The following is a 16,434-nucleotide window of genomic DNA, read 5'->3' on the forward strand; positions in this document are numbered from 1 at the left end:
AGGAGAGCAGTCCATGACATCGAACCTGTCCTTCGTGCATCCCAGCCCCGACAGCCCCTGGCAGACGTACCTGTCGCAGGTGGACCGCGTCACGCCCTACCTGGGCCACCTGGCGCGCTGGGTCGAGACGCTCAAGCGCCCCAAGCGTGCGCTGATCGTGGACATCCCCATCGAGCTCGACGACGGCACGGTGGCGCACTACGAGGGCTTCCGCGTGCAGCACAACCTCAGCCGCGGCCCCGGCAAGGGCGGCGTGCGCTACCACCCGGCCGTGACGCTGGAGGAGGTGATGGCGCTGGCGGCGTGGATGTCGATCAAGAACGCCGCCGTCAACCTGCCCTACGGCGGCGCCAAGGGCGGCGTGCGCGTCGAGCCCAAGCAGCTCTCGCTCAAGGAGCTGGAGCGGCTGACGCGGCGCTACACCAGCGAGATCGGGCTGATCATCGGCCCGCAGCAGGACATCCCGGCCCCGGACGTCAACACCAACGCCCAGGTCATGGCCTGGATGATGGACACCTACTCCATGAACACCGGCGCCACCTCCACCGGCGTCGTCACCGGCAAGCCCATCCACCTCGGCGGCTCGCTCGGCCGGGTGAAGGCCACCGGGCGCGGCGTGTTCGTCACCGGGCGCGAGGCGGCGCGGCGCATCAATCTGCCGCTGGACGGCGCGCGCGTGGCGGTGCAGGGCTTCGGCAACGTGGGCTCGTCGGCGGCCGAGCTGTTCGTGCAGGCCGGCGCCCAGCTGGTGGCGATCCAGGACCACACCGGGACGATCTTCAACGGCGGCGGCATCGAGCTGGCGGACCTGATGCCCATGGTGCAGCGTCAGGGCTCCATCGGCGGCTTCACGGGGGCGGAAGTGATCCCGGACGAGGACTTCTGGGACGTGGACTGCGACATCCTCATCCCCGCCGCGCTGGAGGGGCAGATCACGCCGGCACGCGCGCAGCGCCTGAAGGCCAAGCTGGTGCTCGAAGGCGCCAACGGCCCCACGCTGCCCGAGGCCGACGACATCCTGGCCGAGCGCGGCGTGCTGGTGGTGCCCGACGTGATCTGCAACGCCGGCGGCGTGACGGTGAGCTACTTCGAGTGGGTGCAGGACTTCTCCAGCTTCTTCTGGACCGAGGACGAGATCAACGTGCGGCTGGAGAAGATCATGATCGGCGCGCTGCGCCGCATCTGGGACACCGCCGACCAGCACCGCATCAGCCTGCGCACCGCCACCTTCGCCGTGGCCTGCGAGCGCATCCTCACGGCGCGCGAGGAGCGGGGGCTGTATCCCTGAGCGCTGCCGCGGCCGGGCTACAGGCCCTTCGACGGGCTCAGCCCGAACAGGGGGTGTCGGCCCGGCTTAGCATCGCCCGCTTCCCCTGTCCGACCCCTTCCATGCACCGCCGAACCCTGCTGGCCGCCGCGGCCCTCGCCCTCCCTGCTGCCTCCGTCCTCGCCCAGCCCACTTGGCCGCAGCGCCCCATGCGCCTGATCGTCCCGGCCCCGCCAGGCAGCTCGCTGGACCTCATCGCCCGGCTGCTGGGCGACAAGCTGAAAGACCGCTGGGGCCAGAGCGTGGTGGTGGAGAACAAGCCCGGTGCCGGCGGGCTGCTGGGCATGGACGTCGCGGCCAAGGCGCCGCCCGACGGCCATGTGCTGGCACTGGGCTTCAACGGCCCCATCGCCTTCGCGCCCTTCATGTACGCCAGGCTGCCCTATGACCCGGCACGCGACCTGGTGCCGGTGGTCATGACCACCTCGCAGCCCAACGTGCTGGCGGTCCACGCCGCGCTGCCGGTGAAGACGGTGCGCGAGTTCGTGGCCTGGGCCCGGGAGCGCGGCGGGCGCATGAACTACGCCTCGCTGGGCAAGGGCAGCAGCTCGCACCTGAGCATGGAGCTGCTGCTGGCCGAGGCCGGCATCCAGGGCACGCACGTGCCCTTCAACGGCTCGCCGCCCAGCGCGATGTCCGTGGCCCAGGGCGAGACCGACGCCACCATGATGGTCGCCCCCGCACTGCTGCCGCACGTGCGCGCCGGCCGCGTGCGGCTGCTGGCGGTGACGAGCCGCCAGCGCCTGGACGGCCTGCACGACGTGCCGACCATGGCCGAGACCGGCTACCCCGCCATCGAGGCGCTGGCCTGGAACGGCTTCTTCACCGCCGCGGGCACGCCGGCGGGCGTGATCCAGCGTCTCAATGCCGACGTCAACGCCGTGCTGCAGGACGCCGCCGTGCGCGCCGCCCTGGCGCAGCAGGGCCTCACGCCGGTGGGCGGCAGCGCCGAGGCCTTCCGCGCCCAGGTGGCGGCGGACACGCAGCGCTGGGGCGCGCTGATCCGGCGCATCGGGCTGAAGCTGGAGTCCTGAACCGCGGCATCGGCCACCACGGGGCCGGATTGGCCAGCATGACTGGATAAAGCTCGCACACATTGGCGGATTGTTCGGTGACTCTGAACAATCCACGCCCGCGCTCTGCAGCAGGTTTCAGGCGGAAGCCGGCCTGGGTCGCCCGCCAAAGATGGCCGTGCCGATACGCACGATGGTGGCGCCCTCGGCCACGGCCGCTTCCAGGTCGGCGCTCATGCCCATGGACAGCGTGTCCAGCGCCAGCCCCTGCTGCTGGAGCTCACGCAGCAGTGCATGCAGCACGCGGTGCGGCGCGCGCTGGCTCTCGAAGTCCGCCGCCGGCTCGGGAATGGACATCAGCCCGCGCAACCGCAGCTTCGGCAGCCGCGCCACCTGGGACGCCAGCGCCGCCACCTCTTCGGGCGCGACGCCGCTCTTGCTGGCCTCGCCGCTGACGTTGACCTGCAGGCACAGCTGCAGCGGCGGCAGGTGGTCTGGGCGCTGCGCCGACAGCCGCTCGGCGATCTTGAACCGGTCCACCGAGTGCACCCAGTCGAAGCTCTCGGCCACCACGCGCGTCTTGTTGCTCTGCAGCGGGCCGATGAGGTGCCACTCCAAGTCGGAGCGCAGGTCGGCCAGCGCGGCGATCTTGTCCAGCGCCTCCTGCACGTAGTTCTCGCCGAAGGCGCGCTGCCCGGCGGCCTGCGCCTCGCGCACCGCGTCGGCGCCAAAGGTCTTGCTGACCGCCAGCAGCGTCACGTCCTGCCCCGGGCGGCCGGCCGCGGCGCAGGCGGCGGCGATGCGCTCGCGGGTGTGTTGTAAGTTCTGCACAATACCTGTCATGAGGGGGAGCGTAGCCGATGGACATCGCAGCGCTGCTGGACCTGGCCGTGCGCCACCAGGCTTCCGATCTGCACCTGTGCCCCGGGCTGCCGCCGCTGCTGCGCGTGCACGGCGAGCTGCGGCGCCAGGGGGCCGAAGCGTTGTCCCACGCGCAGGTGTCGGCGCTGCTCACCGGGCTCATGGACGAGGCGCAGCGCCGCACTTACGCCGAGGCGCTGGAATGCGACTTCGCGGTCGAGGCCCAAGGGCTGCGCCTGCGCGTCAACGCCTTCCACCAGCGCTTGGGCGCAGCGGCGGTGCTGCGGCTGATCCCGCAGCGCATCCCCACGCTGCAGGAGCTGCAGGCGCCGCCGGTGCTGGCCGAGCTGGCGTTGCGCCCGCGCGGGCTGGTGCTGGTCACCGGCCCCACCGGCTCGGGCAAGAGCACCACGCTGGCCGCCCTGCTGAACCACCGCAACGAGCACACCCAGGGCCACCTGCTGACGGTGGAGGACCCGATCGAGTTCGTGCACGACAGCCTGGGCTGCCTGGTGACGCAGCGCGAGCTGGGCACGCACACGCGCAGCTTCGCCGCCGCCCTGCGCGCGGCGCTGCGCGAGGACCCGGACCTCATCCTGGTGGGCGAGCTGCGCGACCTGGACACCATCCGCCTGGCGCTGACCGCCGCTGAGACCGGGCACCTGGTGCTGGCCACGCTGCACAGCGCCGGCGCGGCGCAGGCGGTGGACCGGCTCGTCGACGTGTTCCCGGCCGGCGAGAAGGAGTTCATCCGCGCCCTGCTGGCCGAGTCGCTGCAGGCCGTGGTGGCGCAGACGCTGTGCCGGCGCCGGGACGGCCCAGGCCGCACCGCCGCCTACGAGCTCATGCTGGGCACGCCGGCGATCCGGCACCTCATCCGCGAGCACAAGGTGGCGCAGATGGCCTCGGTGCTGCAGACGGGCCAGCAGCAGGGCATGCAGACGCTGGACCAGCACCTCAGCGCGCTGGTGCGCCGAGGCGTGATCGACCCGGCCGAGGCGCGCGCCCACGCTCAGCAGCCCGAAAGCTTCACGGCCTGAGCTGGCGGGCTGCCCTGCCGCGCTCCGGTCCCGCGCGGCGCCGGAGCGGTTTTGCTTCTGGGCCATGATCCGCGGTTCACGGCGGCGGCATGGGCCGCCGCGGCAACTTTTGCGGGAGATGACTTTGAGCGAACAAGCAGCAAGCGCACGCGTGGCCTTCCTGGGCCTGGGCGTGATGGGCTACCCCATGGCCGGCCACCTGGCGCGCGCCGGGCACCAGGTGAGCGTCTACAACCGCACCGCCGCCAAGGCGCAGGCCTGGGCGGCCGAGCACGGCGGCCGCGCCGCCGCCACGCCGCGCGAGGCGGCGCAGGACGCGGACTTCGTCTTCGCCTGCGTGGGCAACGACGACGACCTGCGCAGCGTGGTGCTGGGTGCCGACGGCGCGCTGGCGGGCATGCGCGGCGGCGCGGTGTTCGTGGACCACACCACCGCCTCGGCCGAGGTGGCACGCGAGCTCTACGCCGCGGCGCGCGCCACGGGCAAGCAGTTCATCGACGCGCCGGTTTCCGGCGGCCAGGCCGGCGCCGTCAACGGCGTGCTCACCGTGATGTGCGGCGGCGACGAGGAGCCCTTCGAGGCCATGAAGCCGGTGGCGCTGGCCTACTCGCGCGCCGTCACCCGCGTGGGCGAGGCCGGCGCCGGGCAACTGGCGAAGATGGTCAACCAGGTCTGCATCGCCGGGCTGCTGCAGGGCCTGTCCGAGGCCATCGCCTTCGGCCAGCGCGCCGGGCTGGACATGAAGCAGGTGCTGGACGTGATCAGCAAGGGCGCGGCGCAGAGCTGGCAGATGGAGAACCGCGGCCACACCATGGCCGACGACAAGTTCGACTTCGGCTTCGCCGTGGACTGGATGCGCAAGGACCTGGGGCTGGTGCTGGAGGAAGCCCGCCGCAACGGTGCGCGGCTGCCCGTGACGGCCCTGGTGGACCAGTTCTACGCCGACGTCCAGGCCCAGGGCGGCGGGCGCTGGGACACGTCGAGCCTGATCACGCGGCTGAAGTGACTCCGCTTGCTGCTGATGAGCAGCAGAACAATCTCGTCACACCCGCACAGGCGGGTGTCCACCAACACCGGGCGGCATCCCGGCCGGCGTGGATGCCCGCCTGCGCGGGCATGACGAGCTTCTTTAAGTGTGCCGCGTGAGTTCAGGCCCGCGCCTCACTTCGCCGTCTGCAGATTCGCCAGCTCGGACTCGGTGAGGATCTCGAACACGCGCACCACCTTTTCCACGCCGCCGATGTTGCGGGCCAGCTCGGTGGCGCGCGCGGCCTCGCGCTCGGTGACGCGGCCCATCAGGTACACCGTGCCGCGCTCGGTGACGACCTTGAAGGCGCTGGCCTGCAGGTCCTTGGCGTCCACGAAGGTGGCCTTGACCTTGCTGGTGACGATCGTGTCGCTGGAGCGCGAGGTCAGCGAGCTGTTGCCCAGCACGCCCAGCTCGTTGACGACGGCGCGCAGGTTCTCGATGCCACTGACGGCGCTCTCCACCGCCTGGCGGTCGGCCTCGGCGGGCACCTCGCCGGTGATGAGCAGGGCGCGGTTGTAGCTGGTGAAGTTGAGGTGGCCACGGTCGCCCAGCACCTCGCGCACGCGGTTGCCGGCCTTGACCTCGATGGCCTGGTCCTCGATCTGCGTGCCCGAGGTGCGGCGGTCGTTGAAGACCAGCGCGCCACCCACGGCGGCACCGCCCACCACCAGCGGCGCGCAGCCGCTGAACCAGGCCGCCGCGCCCAGCACGGCCACCAGCCGCGCGGCGCGCCGGCCACGCTCGATCCAAGTACGGGAAGGCATGCTCATTCGTCCTGTTCGCCCATGAGTTGGAGGTCCACCGCGTCGCAGATGGCGTGCAGCGCGAGCAGGTGCAGCTCCAGAATTCGCGCCGCGCGCTCGTGCGGCACGGGGATGTGCACATCGGTCTCGGCCAGCTGCAGCGCCTGCGCCCCGGCGAGGCGGCCGGTGAGGGCCAGCACCGTCATGTCGCGCCCGTGTGCGGCCTGCACCGCCGCCACCAGGGCCGGCGTGGCGCTGGCGCCCAGCGCGATGAGCACGTCGCCCGGCGCGCCCAGCGCCTGCAGCTGCCGTGCCTGCGCGGGCTCGTCGCCGGGCGGCAGGCTCAGCAGCCCGGCGTCGCCCAGCGCCAGCGCGGCCAGCCCGGGGCGGTCGCGCTCGAAGCGGCCCACGAACTGCGCCGCGAAGGCCTGCGCCAGCCCCAGCCACGGGCCCTGCCCCACCAGCAGCACCTTGCCGCCGCCGGTGATGCTGCCCACCACGACCTGCGCCGCGTCGGCAATAGGCCGCGCCAGGGTCTCGGCCACCTGGTAGAGCAGGTCGGCGCTCTCGAAGAAATGTTGTTGGATGCGCTGCTCAAGCATGGGCGGGGATGATAGCGACGCGCTGTGAAGGCCCCGCGCAGGGGGCAAGGGGCCGGTACGGAGCAACGTGTTCAGGCGTGCGACGAAGGAGCTTCAGTCCATCGCAAAGGCGCCGCGCAGCCACGACACCTGCTCGCCGTCGATGGCCACCACGTCGAAGCGGCACGGCGGCAGCACCGGCCAGCGCAGCAGGAAATGCTCGGCGGCGCGGCGCAGCCGCCGCTGCTTGGCCGCGCCGATGCTGGCCGCGGCGCCGCCATAGGCGCCGCTGCGCCGCGCGCGCACCTCCACGAACACCAACGTGCCGTCGCGCTCGCGCAGGATGAGATCGATCTCGCCGCCCGCGCTGCCGCGCCCCTGCCCCCACCGATAATTGCGGCTCACCAGCCGCAGGCCGTGGCGCTCCAAGTGCGCCAATGCCAGCGCCTCGGCTGCCTCTCCCCGTTTCCTGGTGCTGTCCGCCTTGAACATCGCTTCCTTGCTCCAGCAGGCGGCGGCCGCTGCCGCCGGTGCGCAGCAGTATCCCGCCGCTGCCCTCTACGTGGTCGCCACGCCCATCGGCAACCTGGCCGACCTGACGCTGCGCGCCATCCAGGTGCTCGTCCAGGCCGACGCCGTGGCCTGCGAGGACACGCGCGTGAGCGCCGCGCTGCTGCGCCACCTCGGCCTGGACAAGCCGCTGCTGGCCGTGCACGAGCACAACGAGGCCAGCGCCGCCCAGGGCGTGCTGGCGCGGCTGGCGCAGGGCCAGCGCGTGGCCTATGTCAGCGACGCCGGCACGCCGGCCATCTCCGACCCCGGCGCGGTGCTGGTGGCGGCGGTGCGCGCGGCCGGGCACCGCGTCATGCCTATTCCCGGGGCCAGCAGCGCGGTGACGGCGCTCAGCGCCGCGGGCGACACCCGCACCAGCGGTTTCAATTTCGTCGGCTTCCTGCCTTCCAAGGGCGCCGAGCGCAAGGCGGCGCTGCAGGCGCTGGCAGCGCAGCCGCAGGCGCAGGTGCTGTTCGAGGCGCCGCACCGGGTGCAGACCCTGGCCGCCGAGCTGGCGCAGGTGGTGCCGCAGCGGTTGCTGAGCTGCTGCCGCGAGCTGACCAAGCAGTTCGAGAGCATCCACACCCTGCCGGCGGCCGAGTTTCCGGCCTGGCTGGCCGAGGACGCGCAGCGCCTGCGCGGCGAGTTCGTGCTGGTGCTGCATGCCGCCCCGCCCGCGGCGGTGGAGGCGGACGAGGACGCGATGCCCCCCGAGGCCGAGCGCGCGCTGCGCACGCTGCTGGCGGAGCTGCCGCTGAAGCAGGCAGTGTCGCTGGCGGCCACGCTCAGCGGCGCGCCGCGCAACGCGCTGTACCAGCGCGCGCTGGCGCTCAAGGCCGAGGGCTGACGCCGGGTCGGAAGCGGCCCGGTGCCGGCCGGGCGTGGTGCTCATCGAGCGCCGGCCTCGGCCTCAATGGGCGCGCTGCCCGTCGTGCTTCTGGTGCCGGATGTCGGCGCTGGCGTGCTCTTGCAGGCGATTGAGCCGTTCGCGCTCGGCGCCGCTGACATGCCCGTCGGCTCGGGCGCGCGCTTCGGCGGCCTGGATGCGCGACTGCTCCCGCTCCAGCCGCGCGGCTTCGCGGGCGTCGATCTGGCCGCTGGCGATGCCCTGGCGGATGCGCTTGTCCTGCGCGGCTTGGCGCCGGTCCACCAGCACGCCCGAGCGCGGCGGCGCGGCGGGCGCCATCGCGGTGCTGGCGGTGTGCGCGTCGTGCTTCTGCTGCCAGATGTCTGCGCTGGCGTGGTCCTGCATGCGGTTGAGGCGCTCGCGCTCGGCGCCGTTGAGGCGGCCATCGGCCCGGGCCGCCGCCTCGGCAGCGTCGATGCGGCCTTGCTGGCGCTCCAGCCGGTAGGCCTCGCGGGCGCTGATCTCGCCGCTGGCAACGCCCTGGCGGATGCGCTGCTCCTGCCGCGCCTCGCGCTGGTCAACGCCCGGCGTGGCCGGCTGCGCGACGGCGGCCGCACCGGCCAGTGCCAAGAAGGCCGCGATCAGGGCATTGTGAAACTGCTTCATGCTGTGGTCCGTGGCGTGGGAACATCCCCCACGGCTTTTCAACGGCGCCCGGACCGAAGCGCTGACGCGGCAGGTGTCGCGGTCGGTAAGCAAGCGGAGCCGGACGTAACCAAGGCGTTGCCAAGAAACTCATGATCTCCCGCGAACCCACCATCGAGCGTCTGGCCCTGGCGCAATCGCTGCTGCTGGACCCCTACAACCTGAGCGAGGCGACGCTGTCGCAGGCGCTGCGCCTGATCAGCGAGCACCGCATCGACGACGCGGACCTGTACTTCCAGACCACGCGCCACGAGGGCTGGAGCCTGGAGGAAGGGATCGTCAAGAGCGGCAGCTTCAGCATCGACCAGGGCGTGGGCGTGCGCGCGGTGGCCGGCGAGAAGACGGCCTTCGCCTACTCCGACGACATCTCCGAGGCCGCGCTGCTGGACGCCGCCCGTACCGTGCGCACCATTGCCGCCAGCGGCCAGAGCCGGCGCGTGAAGGTGCCCGCCAGCGGCACCGCGGCGGCCAGCCGCGCCCTGTACGCGCCCACCGACCCGATCGGCACGCTCGACAGCGCGCAGAAGGTGGCGCTGCTGGAGAAGGTGGAGCAGCGCGCCCGCGCGCGCGACCCGCGCATCGTGCAGGTCATGGCCGGCCTGGCGGCCGAGCATGACGTGGTGATGGTGGCGCGCGCCGACGGCACCCGCGCCGCGGACGTGCGCCCGCTGGTGCGGCTCAGCGTCACCGTGATCGCCGAGTCCAACGGCCGGCGCGAGGTCGGCACCGGCGGCGGTGGCGGGCGCTTCGGGCTGGGCTACTTCCAGGACGACGTGATCGACCGCTACGTGGACCAAGCCGTCAATGCCGCGCTCACCAACCTGGAAGCGCGTCCGGCCCCCGCAGGCGAGATGACCGTGGTGCTGGGCCCTGGCTGGCCCGGCATCCTGCTGCACGAGGCCATCGGCCACGGCCTGGAAGGCGACTTCAACCGCAAGGGCTCCAGCGCCTTCGCCGGGCGCGTCGGCCAGCGCGTGGCGGCCAAGGGCGTGACGGTGCTCGACGACGGCACGCTGCCCGACCGCCGCGGCTCGCTCAACGTGGACGACGAGGGCTGTGCCACGCAGCGCACCGTGCTGATCGAGGACGGCATCCTGCGCGGCTACATCCAGGACGCGCTCAACGCCCGGCTCATGAAGGTCAAGTCCACGGGCAACGGCCGGCGCGAGAGCTACGCGCACCTGCCCATGCCGCGCATGACCAACACCTACATGCTCGCCGGCGACAAGAGCAGGGACGAGATCGTCGCCTCCATCAAGAAGGGCCTGTACGCCACGAACTTCGGTGGCGGCCAGGTGGACATCACCAGCGGCAAGTTCGTGTTCTCGGCCAGCGAGGCCTACTGGGTCGAGAACGGCAAGATCCTCTACCCGGTCAAGGGCGCCACGCTCATCGGCAACGGCCCGGATGCGCTCACGCGCGTGAGCATGATCGGCAACGACCTGCAGCTCGACAGCGGCGTGGGCACCTGCGGCAAGGAAGGCCAGAGCGTGCCGGTGGGCGTGGGCCAGCCCACGCTGCGCATCGACGGCCTCACGGTCGGCGGCACCGCCTGACCCGACGCCGGACGTCGGACATCTCTGGGCGGCCCGGCCATGGACGCTGTTCCCGCAGTGTCCGGCCGGGGCGCCAGCCCTGAACCCGGGCAAATGAACCATCCAGTACGTACCCGAAATGCGTTGACGGATTCAGGGGGTGCCCCCCATGATTTGGGACTTATGCGTACTGCACGATTTTTCTTCGGCTTTTACTGGTTCTCGCACCGCCCCGGCGGAGGAGAGGCCCGCGCATAAGCCGACAGCAGCGCAGCAGATCCTCAGAACCGCCGGGAGACCCCCGGCGGTTTTTTTTCGTCCCCTCGTCCTTCCTTCCCACCCGTTTGCCCAGGAGCCCTGTGCCATGACCGATCACCAGAAGTCGCCCCCCGCCGTCGTCGAAGGCTGGCAGGCCCCGCCGGACCGCACCAGCCAGACCGACGACGCCCGCATTGAGGACATCACGCCCTTGCCTCCGCCCGAACACCTCATCCGCTTCTTCCCGATCCGCGGTACGCCCGTGGAAGCCCTGGTGACGCAGACGCGTCAGCGCATCATCCGCATCCAGCACGGCCAGGATGACCGGCTGCTGGTGATCATGGGCCCCTGCTCCATCCACGACCCGCAGGCCGCGCTGGACTACGCGCGCCGCCTGCTGGAGCAGCGCAAGCGCTACGCCGACACGCTGGAAATCGTGATGCGCGTGTACTTCGAGAAGCCGCGCACCACGGTAGGCTGGAAGGGGCTGATCAACGACCCGTACCTGGACGAGAGCTACCGCATCGACGAGGGCCTGCGCATCGCGCGGCAGCTGCTGGTGGAGATCAACCGCCTGGGCCTGCCCGCGGCCAGCGAGTTCCTGGACGTGATCTCGCCGCAGTACATCGGCGACCTGATTTCCTGGGGGGCCATCGGCGCACGCACCACCGAGAGCCAGGTGCACCGCGAGCTGGCCTCGGGCATCTCGGCACCCATCGGCTTCAAGAACGGTACCGACGGCAACATCAAGATCGCCATTGACGCCATCCAGGCCGCCTCGCGCCCGCACCACTTCCTGTCGGTGCACAAGAACGGCCAGGTCGCCACGGTGCAGACCAAGGGCAACCCGGACTGCCACGTCATCCTGCGCGGTGGCAAGACGCCCAACTACGACGCCGACCACGTGGCCAAGGCCTGCCAGGAGCTGCAGGCCGCCGGGCTGGACGCCTCGCTGATGGTGGACTTCAGCCACGCCAACAGCAGCAAGCAGCACCAGCGCCAGGTCGACGTGGCCCGCGACGTGGCCGGGCAGATCCGCAACGGCGGCCGCTCCATCTTCGGCGTGATGGTGGAAAGCCACCTGCAGCCCGGCGCCCAGAAGTTCACAGCCGGCAAGGACGACCCGAGCCGGCTGGCCTACGGCCAGAGCATCACCGACGCCTGCATCGGCTGGGACGACTCGGTGGGCGTGCTGGATGTGCTCAGCGAGGCGGTGAAGGCGCGCCGCGGCTGAGCGGCGCTTGACTCAGGCCCTTCGGCGCGCTCGGGAGAGCTGGTTCGAAGGGCCTGCCGGTCCGGGCAGTAAGGCGGCGGCTCAGCCGCGCTGCAGCCGCTCGCTGTGCCAGTACACGTCGTCGCCGCCCAGGCCGTCGAGGTTGGCACGGTTGAGCACGCGCGCCAGCACGAACAGCAGGTCGGACAGCCGGTTGAGGTACTGGCGCGGCTCGGGCCGCACGGTTTCGTGCGCGCCCAGCGTCACCACCGCGCGCTCGGCGCGGCGCGCCACGGTGCGCGCCACATGCGCCAGCGCCGCGCTGCGGCTGCCGCCGGGCAGGATGAACTCCTGCAGCCGCGGCAGCCGAGCGTTGTACTCGGCCAGCGCCTCGTCAAGCCTGAGCACGGCGTCGGCCTTGAGCAGCTCGTAGCCGGGAATGGAGAGTTCGCCGCCGAGGTTGAAGAGTTCGTGCTGGATTGTCACCAGCAGCTCGCGCACCTCGTCGGGCAGCGGCTCGCACAGCAGCACGCCGAGGTGTGAGTTGAGCTCGTCCACTTCGCCCATGGCGTGGATGCGCAGATGGTCCTTGGGCACGCGGCTGCCGTCGCCCAGGCCCGTGCTGCCGTCGTCGCCCGTGCGGGTTGCGATTTGCGTAAGTCGGTTGGCCATCGGGAAATGCTAGCAGCCGCCGGCATGCGCCCTGCCCGGCTTACAGTGGCGCGCCGCGGCGGGCGCTGTCCCGCCGCTCAGTGAGAGAGAACGCAAGACCCGAGGAGGGCCTGATGGCCAAGATCATCCACAGCATGATCCGCGTGCTGGACCTGCAGAAATCGATGGACTTCTACGCCGACGTGCTCGGCCTGCGCGAGTCGCACCGGCTCGACTTCCCCGATTTCACGCTGGTGTACCTGCGCAACGACGAGAACGACTTCGAGCTGGAGCTCACGCTCAACAAGGGGCGCGAGGAGCCCTACACCCATGGCACGGGCTACGGCCACATTGCCGTGGCGGTGGCCGACGTGGCGGCCGAGCATGCGCGGCTGGTGGCCGCGGGCCGCGAGCCCGCGCCGGTCAAGGAGTTCAAGCGCGGTGACGAGCTGCTGGCGCGCTTCTTCTTCATCCAGGACCCCGACGGCTACAAGATCGAGGTGCTGGAGCGCCACGGCCACTACCAGTGAGCCCGGGCGTGCCGGCGCCGGCCAGCTGAGCCGGCCTCTTTCCCGGGGCAGCCTTGCCCCGGGTACGCAGCTTGCCCTTTAGCCGAAGAGTGTGATGAGCGCCTGGTACACGCCCAGCAGCGCCGCGCCGAAGCCGACGTTGAGCGCCAGGTGCGGCAGGCCGCGGCCGACGTGGATGCCGAGGCGCACGCACACGCAGCCCCAGAAAATGACCAACAGCGTGGCACCGGCGTTGACGGCATCGAAGACGCCGCCCGAGGCGTGCAGGGCGGCCACATAGAGCAGCCACAACCCGGAGGCCATGACGGCGGATGCAGTGACTTCGTTGAAGGAAGGTTTGCGGAGTTGAATGCCCAGGATTTTCATGCGGGTACAGCGACGGATGGTCCCGCCACGAACCGGCGGGAAGATGCAGCAGGCAATGGCACAGCCGCAACGCGCCGCGCCTGCAGGCATGGCGACATCGCGTATGTAAGGAATTGACGCAATTCCCGAGAACCGGGCTGCGACGGCTCCACCAACCACCATTGTTCGGGCTAACCCACGCCAAGTGAAGCGCGGGGGCTTTAACTTGCCCGCTTCTGCCGTGAATTTCCGTGCATCGGCACGGTTTACCGTGCGATCCGAAGCGCTGTACCGGCCGGGGTCGGGGCTGCGAGCCCAGGCCGCCCCCGGCGATCAAGACTTCAGCGGGCTTCGGGCGGCGCCGGCACGGACCAGCGCTTGCGCACCTCGCCGCGGCCATCGACGCTTTCCAGGTGCACGCCGAAGCCCCACAGGCGCGCCACGTGCCTGAGCACCTCCTGGGCCGAGTCGGCCAACGGGCGGTCCTGGTGCTGGACGTGGCGCAGCGTCAGTGAACGGTCACCGCGCAGGTTGACGTTCCAGACCTGGATGTTGGGCTCGCGCGTGCCCAGGTCGTACTGGCGCGACAGTGCCTCGCGCACCCGGCGGTAGCCCTGCTCGTCGTGGATGGCACTGACCTCGATCTCGCTGTCCTTCTCGTCATCGACGATGGCAAAGAGCCGGAAATCGCGCATGAGCTTGGGCGAGAGGTACTGGCCGATGAAGCTCTCGTCCTTGAAGTTGCGCATCGCCTCGTCCAGCGTGGGCAGCCAGGGCGCGCCGGCGATCTCGGGGAACCATTGACGGTCCTCGGGCGTGGGGGCCTCGCAGATGCGCTTGAGGTCGGTGTACATCGCGAAGCCCAGCGCGTACGGGTTGAGCCCGCTGTAGGCCTTGTGCCCCACGGGCGGCTGGTAGATGACGTTGGTGTGCGACTTGAGCCACTCCATCATCACGCCGTCGGTGAGGTAGCCATCGTCGTACATCTGGTTGAGCAGCCGGTGGTGCCAGAAGGTAGCCCAGCCCTCGTTCATCACTTGCGTCTGGCGCTGCGGATAGAAGTACTGCGCGACCTTGCGCACGATGCGCACGATCTCGCGCTGCCACGGCTCCAGCAGCGGCGCATGCTTCTCGACGAAGTACAGCAGGTTCTCCTGGGGCTCCTCGGGGAAGCGGCGCTGCGCCTCGGCCGTGCCCTTGGGATCATCGTGGCGCCGCGGCAGCGTGCGCCAAAGGTCGTTGACCTGCTGTTGCGCGTAGTTCTCGCGGTCCTTGCGCTCGGCCAGCTCCTGCGCCAGCGTGCGCTTGCTGGGACGGCGGTAACGGTCCACGCCATGGTTGGACAGCGCGTGGCAGGAGTCGAGGAACGCCTCCACCGTGTCCAGGCCGTGGCGCTCCTCGCATTCGGCGACGTAGTTCTTGGCGTAGACCAGGTAGTCGATGATCGACGACGCGTCGGTCCACATCCGGAACAGGTAGTTGCCCTTGAAGAAGCTGTTGTGGCCGTAGGCGGCATGCGCGATCACCAGCGCCTGCATCGCCATCGTGTTCTCCTCCATCAGGTAGCTGATGCAGGGGTTGGAGTTGATGACGATCTCGTAGGCCAGGCCCATGAAGCCGCGGCGGTAGTTCTTCTCGGTGGCGATGAACTCCTTGCCGTAGCTCCAGTGCCGGTAGTTCACCGGCATGCCCACGGAGGCGTAGGCGTCCATCATCTGCTCGGCAGTGATGATCTCGAGCTGGTTGGGATAGGTGTCGAGCCCGAAGCGCTCCGCCGTGGCGCGGATCACGTCGTGGTACTGCTGGATGAGCTCGAAGGTCCAGTCGCTGGGGCCGGGCAGCGGTTCGCGCGGACGCTGGGCCAGCGTCTTGGGCTCGCGCAGCGGATTCTTGATGACGACGGCATTCATGCGGCCACCGCTCCTTCCTTCTTGAAGAGGTCGCGGAACACGGGATAGATCTGCGAGGCCTCGGTGGCCTTGCGCATGGCGAAGTGGCGGTGCGCGGCCAGCAGCTGGGTGTACTCCTCCCACAGGTTCTGTTCTTCCTCGGCCACCTGCACGTAGGCGTAGTAGCGGCACATGGGCAGGATCTTGTCGGCCAGCAGCTCGCGGCAGCGGCCGCTGTCGTGGTGCCAGTTGTCGCCGTCGCTGGCCTGCGCGCCGTAGATGTTCCAGTCGCCGCCGGCATAGCGCTGGCGCACGATCTCCTCCATCAGCACCAGCGCGCTGGAGACCACCGTGCCGCCGGTCTCGGTGGCGTGGAAGAAGTTCTGCTCATCCACCTCCTGCGCCTGCGTGTGGTGGCGGATGAAGACCAGCTCGATCTTCTCGTAGTGCTTGGTCAGGAACAGGTAGAGCAGGATGAAGAAGCGCTTGGCCAGGTCCTTGCGCGCCTCGTCCATCGAACCCGAGACGTCCATCAGGCAGAACATCACCGCCTTCGAGGACGGGACCGGCACGCGCACCCGGTTGCGGAAGCGCAGGTCGATCGGGTCGAGATAGGGAATGCGCGCCAGCCGCGAGCGCAGCGCCTGGATCTGCTCCTCCAGTTCCGCCATCTCGCGCTCGGCCAGCGCCGGCGTGGGATGTGGATGCTCCTGCAACTTCTGCAGCCGCTCCTCCAGCTCGCGCAGCTCGCGCCGCGAGTCCGCGCCCAGCGCGATGCGCCGCCCCAGCGCGCCGCGCATGGAGCGCAGCACGTGCAGGTTGTTGGGCGTGCCGTCGGCGGTGAAGCCCGCGCGCTGGCTCTTCCATTCCGGCACCTCGGCGATCTGGGTGCGTATCAGGTGCGGCAGCGCCAGGTCCTCGAAGAAGACCTGCATGAACTCCTCCTTGGAGAGGGTGAAGACGAAATCGTCCTCGCCCTCGCCGGAGTCGCTGGCCTGGCCGCTGCCGCTGCCGCCCGCACCACCGCCCTTGGGGCGTTGGATGCGGTCGCCGCGCACGTATTCCTGGTTGCCCGGGTGCACGATCTCGCGCACCCCGCCCTGGCCGTGGTGGAACACCGGCTCGGAGATGTCCTTCTTCGGGATCGAGATCTCCTCGCCGCGCTCGATGTCGCGGATGCCGCGGCCGTCCACCGCGCGCTTGACCGCTTCGCGGATCTGCTCGCGGTAACGGCGCAGGAAACGCTCGCGGTTGCCGATGGACTTGTTCTTGCCCGCGAGCCTGCGATCGATGATCTGTTGAAGCATGGCGTCT

Annotated in this window: 17 protein-coding genes; 8 read left to right on the forward strand and 9 right to left on the reverse strand. The window is 70.4% G+C overall.

Going from position 1 to position 16,434, the window contains the following annotated elements:
• Nucleotides 1–13 precede the first annotated feature (13 nt).
• Both HHL10_RS02750 and HHL10_RS02755 read left to right on the forward strand, forming a co-directional pair.
• A complete protein-coding gene (locus tag HHL10_RS02750; protein ID WP_169158776.1) occupies nucleotides 14–1,288 on the forward strand; it encodes a Glu/Leu/Phe/Val family dehydrogenase in 1,275 nt (424 codons plus the stop codon).
• A 188-nt stretch (nucleotides 1,289–1,476) separates the two neighbouring features.
• A complete protein-coding gene (locus HHL10_RS02755; RefSeq protein ID WP_235970993.1) occupies nucleotides 1,477–2,361 on the forward strand; it encodes a Bug family tripartite tricarboxylate transporter substrate binding protein in 885 nt (294 codons plus the stop codon).
• A gap of 117 nt (nucleotides 2,362–2,478) precedes the next feature.
• Here HHL10_RS02755 and HHL10_RS02760 read toward each other — a convergent pair whose 3' ends face one another.
• Nucleotides 2,479–3,183, reverse strand: coding sequence for a YggS family pyridoxal phosphate-dependent enzyme (locus HHL10_RS02760; protein WP_169158778.1), 705 nt, complete (start codon nucleotides 3,181–3,183; stop codon nucleotides 2,479–2,481).
• 17 nt (nucleotides 3,184–3,200) lie between these two features.
• Here HHL10_RS02760 and HHL10_RS02765 point away from each other — a divergent pair, with 17 nt between their 5' ends.
• A complete protein-coding gene (locus HHL10_RS02765; protein ID WP_169158779.1) occupies nucleotides 3,201–4,241 on the forward strand; it encodes a type IV pilus twitching motility protein PilT in 1,041 nt (346 codons plus the stop codon).
• A gap of 124 nt (nucleotides 4,242–4,365) precedes the next feature.
• Nucleotides 4,366–5,247 carry an NAD(P)-dependent oxidoreductase gene (locus HHL10_RS02770; protein WP_259373208.1) on the forward strand — a complete coding sequence of 294 codons (882 nt, stop codon included), beginning with the start codon at nucleotides 4,366–4,368 and terminating at the stop codon, nucleotides 5,245–5,247.
• 155 nt (nucleotides 5,248–5,402) lie between these two features.
• Here the strand turns inward: HHL10_RS02770 and HHL10_RS02775 are convergent, their stop codons facing one another.
• The 3 genes from HHL10_RS02775 to HHL10_RS02785 form a co-directional block, all read right to left on the reverse strand.
• Nucleotides 5,403–6,035 (reverse strand): BON domain-containing protein, encoded by a 633-nt coding sequence (locus tag HHL10_RS02775; protein WP_169158781.1) that lies wholly within the window; start codon nucleotides 6,033–6,035, stop codon nucleotides 5,403–5,405.
• 2 nt (nucleotides 6,036–6,037) lie between these two features.
• Complete coding sequence (locus HHL10_RS02780) at nucleotides 6,038–6,616, reverse strand: SIS domain-containing protein (protein ID WP_169158782.1); 579 nt, start codon at nucleotides 6,614–6,616, stop codon at nucleotides 6,038–6,040.
• A 93-nt stretch (nucleotides 6,617–6,709) separates the two neighbouring features.
• Nucleotides 6,710–7,087, reverse strand: a complete 378-nt coding sequence (locus tag HHL10_RS02785; protein ID WP_169158783.1) for a YraN family protein — start codon at nucleotides 7,085–7,087, stop codon at nucleotides 6,710–6,712.
• Between HHL10_RS02785 and rsmI the strand changes: the two genes are divergently transcribed.
• Complete coding sequence (gene rsmI, locus HHL10_RS02790; protein ID WP_169158784.1) at nucleotides 7,080–7,994, forward strand: 16S rRNA (cytidine(1402)-2'-O)-methyltransferase; 915 nt, start codon at nucleotides 7,080–7,082, stop codon at nucleotides 7,992–7,994. The genes HHL10_RS02785 and rsmI overlap by 8 nt on opposite strands.
• A 63-nt stretch (nucleotides 7,995–8,057) precedes the next feature.
• Here the strand turns inward: rsmI and HHL10_RS02795 are convergent, their stop codons facing one another.
• Nucleotides 8,058–8,660, reverse strand: a complete 603-nt coding sequence (locus HHL10_RS02795) for a hypothetical protein (protein WP_169158785.1) — start codon at nucleotides 8,658–8,660, stop codon at nucleotides 8,058–8,060.
• A 131-nt stretch (nucleotides 8,661–8,791) separates the two neighbouring features.
• Here HHL10_RS02795 and tldD point away from each other — a divergent pair, with 131 nt between their 5' ends.
• Both tldD and HHL10_RS02805 read left to right on the forward strand, forming a co-directional pair.
• The gene (gene tldD, locus HHL10_RS02800) at nucleotides 8,792–10,255 is read left to right on the forward strand and encodes a metalloprotease TldD (RefSeq protein WP_169158786.1); all 1,464 of its coding nucleotides are present in this window, start codon (nucleotides 8,792–8,794) and stop codon (nucleotides 10,253–10,255) included.
• A gap of 343 nt (nucleotides 10,256–10,598) precedes the next feature.
• The gene (locus tag HHL10_RS02805) at nucleotides 10,599–11,726 is read left to right on the forward strand and encodes a 3-deoxy-7-phosphoheptulonate synthase (RefSeq protein ID WP_169158787.1); all 1,128 of its coding nucleotides are present in this window, start codon (nucleotides 10,599–10,601) and stop codon (nucleotides 11,724–11,726) included.
• Between the two features lie 81 nt (nucleotides 11,727–11,807).
• On the opposite strand, the gene HHL10_RS02810 is transcribed toward HHL10_RS02805, so the two are convergent.
• A complete protein-coding gene (locus HHL10_RS02810; protein ID WP_169158788.1) occupies nucleotides 11,808–12,377 on the reverse strand; it encodes a cob(I)yrinic acid a,c-diamide adenosyltransferase in 570 nt (189 codons plus the stop codon).
• A gap of 113 nt (nucleotides 12,378–12,490) precedes the next feature.
• On the opposite strand from HHL10_RS02810, the gene HHL10_RS02815 reads away from it, so the two are divergent.
• Complete coding sequence (locus HHL10_RS02815; RefSeq protein ID WP_169158789.1) at nucleotides 12,491–12,886, forward strand: VOC family protein; 396 nt, start codon at nucleotides 12,491–12,493, stop codon at nucleotides 12,884–12,886.
• Between the two features lie 78 nt (nucleotides 12,887–12,964).
• Here the strand turns inward: HHL10_RS02815 and HHL10_RS30150 are convergent, their stop codons facing one another.
• The 3 genes from HHL10_RS30150 to HHL10_RS02830 all read right to left on the reverse strand — a co-directional run bounded on the left by HHL10_RS30150 (nucleotide 12,965) and on the right by HHL10_RS02830 (nucleotide 16,427).
• The gene (locus HHL10_RS30150) at nucleotides 12,965–13,189 is read right to left on the reverse strand and encodes a hypothetical protein (protein ID WP_205832869.1); all 225 of its coding nucleotides are present in this window, start codon (nucleotides 13,187–13,189) and stop codon (nucleotides 12,965–12,967) included.
• A gap of 383 nt (nucleotides 13,190–13,572) precedes the next feature.
• The gene (locus HHL10_RS02825) at nucleotides 13,573–15,141 is read right to left on the reverse strand and encodes a SpoVR family protein (RefSeq protein WP_169158791.1); all 1,569 of its coding nucleotides are present in this window, start codon (nucleotides 15,139–15,141) and stop codon (nucleotides 13,573–13,575) included.
• Nucleotides 15,138–16,427 carry a YeaH/YhbH family protein gene (locus tag HHL10_RS02830; RefSeq protein ID WP_169158792.1) on the reverse strand — a complete coding sequence of 430 codons (1,290 nt, stop codon included), beginning with the start codon at nucleotides 16,425–16,427 and terminating at the stop codon, nucleotides 15,138–15,140. Before HHL10_RS02830 ends, HHL10_RS02825 begins: the two co-directional genes overlap by 4 nt.
• Nucleotides 16,428–16,434 lie beyond the last annotated feature (7 nt).

Source organism: Azohydromonas caseinilytica (assembly GCF_012927045.1).
GTDB classification, from domain to species: Bacteria; Pseudomonadota; Gammaproteobacteria; order Burkholderiales; family Burkholderiaceae_C; genus Azohydromonas; species Azohydromonas caseinilytica.